Here is a 1,916-nt window from a genome sequence, read left to right on the forward strand (position 1 = left end):
CGCGCGGCGCGGTGGACCAGCTCCCAGTGCTCGGGCGCGACGTCGGCCGGAATCGCGGCGAACGACGCGTCGCGCGCCGCGGCGCGGATCGCCGCCGGCGTGGTCCCTTCGCGCTCGGCGAGCTTCTCCACGATGCGACGCACGCGGACCGCGGCGTACTGGCAGTAGGGGCCGGTCTCGCCTTCGAACGCCAGCGCGGCGTCGATGTCGAAGGCGACGATCGTGTTGCGGGCGAAGCGGAGCATGTAGTAGCGCAGGGCCCCGCGCGCGATCGCCGCGGCGAGCCCGCGCTGCGCCTCCTCGTCGAGCTCCGGGTTGCGCGTGGACACTTCCCGCAGCGCCTTCGCCTCGAGGATGTCGATCAGGTCGTCCGCCTTGACCCCGATGCCGCGGCGGCCGGACATGTCGATGTACGGCCGGCGGCGTTCCTCCTCCGACAGCTCCAGCCCCGGCTGCAGCTCGAGCGCCGTGCCCGGAGTGAGGGCGACCATCTCGTACGAGAAGTGGATCGAGCGCCCGGCCTCGTCCGGATGGCCGAGCCGCTCCAGCCCCTGCTTGACGACCCGCTGCAGATACGATTGCCGCACGTCGATGACGTTGTAGACCGTCTCGCCGCGGCCGAACGACGGCGCGCCGGCGGCGCCGGCCGACGGCGGCGCGCTCTCCCAGAGCGTGCCGTCCGTTCCGCCGGGGAACCCCTCGACCGGCCGGTACTCGAAGTCGGCGCCGAGCAGCCCGAACTTCCAGAGCTGGTAGGCGATGTCCTTGCCGACGTAGGTCACCACGCCGTTCGAGCGGACGATGATCTTCTCGTACTCCTCGCCTCCCGCCTCCTCCTCGGAATGCGGCAGGTTCATCACCCAGCAGCCGGCGGCCTTTCCTTCCTCGCAGAACGAGATCGCGCCGCTCTCCTTGAGCCGGGCGAAGGCGGTCTTCCAGAAGTGGTGGGCGAGGATGTCGCTCTCGCGCGGCAGGACGTCGTAGCGCACGCCGAGCCGGCCCATCGTGCGCAGGTGGCAGCGCGAGACCTCGCGGGCGACGAGCGCGCCCATGCGGGCCAGCGGCCCCTCGCCGCGCTCCATCTGGCGCAGCGCCTCGGCGCGGAGCGCCGCGCGCGACTCGTCCTCGGCGTACCAGCGCGTGACCTTGGCGTACCAGTCCCAGAGGTCGTGGTCCACGCCGTGGCCGCCGCGCGCGCGCCGCTCCTCGGCCGCGGCGACGAGCGCGCGGAAGCCGTTCTCGTCGAGGCCGGCGAGCTCGGTCAGCGCGACGGCGACGTCGGCGACCTGCACGCCGGTGTCGTCGATGTAGTTCTGCACCTCGACGCGCCGCCCGAGGGCGCGCAGCGCTCGGACGAGCGTGTCGCCGAGCACGGCGTTGCGCAGGTGGCCGATGTGCGCCGCCTTGTTGGGATTGATGTTCGTGTGCTCGACGATCACCTTGCCCGGCTTCGGCGCTTCGGCGGGGCGCTCGCCGAGGAGCGCGCGCACCGCTTCCGTCCGATCGACGCGCAGGTTGACGAAGCCGGGGCCGGCGATCTCGGCCGCGGCGACGCCCGGCGCGGCGGCGAGCGCCTCGGCGAGCTTCGTCGCGATCTCGCGCGGCGGACGGCGGAGCTGCTTGGCGAGGGACAGGGCGAGCGGCGTGGCGAGGTCGCCCATCGAGGGATTGGGCGGGAAATCGACCGGCGCGCGGTCGATGTCGATGCCCAGAGTCCGGCGCGCCGTTTCGGCGACGACGGAGCGAAGGTCGGCAAAGATGTCGTACATGGCGCGGATTGTAGCCCGAAGCGCCGACCGGCGCGCCGCCGGTCAGGGAGCGGGGCGCAGCGCGACCGCGGGACCGGCGACGCGCAGCCCCGCGGCGGTCACGGCGACGACGCGGTAGAAGGCGCGGCGCCGCGCGGCGGGAGCGGC

1 protein-coding gene is annotated in these 1,916 nt (G+C 73.5%); it reads right to left on the bottom strand.

Annotated features, from left to right (window positions below):
* A partial coding sequence (gene argS / locus LLG88_03435; protein ID MCE5245960.1) for an arginine--tRNA ligase occupies positions 1–1,769 on the bottom strand: 1,769 nt, incomplete at its 3' end.
* Between the last annotated feature and the right edge of the window lie 147 nt (positions 1,770–1,916).

Source organism: bacterium, assembly GCA_021372775.1.
Lineage (GTDB): Bacteria > Acidobacteriota > Polarisedimenticolia > J045 > J045 > JAJFTU01.